This window comes from Methyloparacoccus murrellii (assembly GCF_054657115.1).
In genome coordinates this window covers 1-233 of the sequence record NZ_BAAHXD010000149.1, presented here as the reverse complement: position 1 = coordinate 233, position 233 = coordinate 1, and the positions used below count along the sequence as shown (strand labels likewise).

Annotated in this window: 1 pseudogene; it reads left to right on the top strand. The window is 63.5% G+C overall.

Annotated features, from left to right (window positions below):
- A pseudogene (locus ACYQ1H_RS15675) lies at positions 1 to 233 on the top strand (carbonic anhydrase); the annotation flags it as partial.

The window sequence follows — 233 nt, the reverse complement described above, 5'->3', positions numbered from 1 at the left end:
GACGCCATCCGCTCGCTGGTGATCTCGCACAAGCTGCTCGGCACCCAGGAGTTCTTCGTCATCCATCACACCGACTGCGGCATGCAGCTGTTCGACAACGACATCATGGGCGATCTCCTGGCCAGCAGCCTGGACACCGCCAGCATCGACGCCACGGGCTGGCACGACAACGGCCAGTACCCCGGCTCCACCGACGGCCGCTACCTCAACTGGCTGACCTTCAGGAACAACGA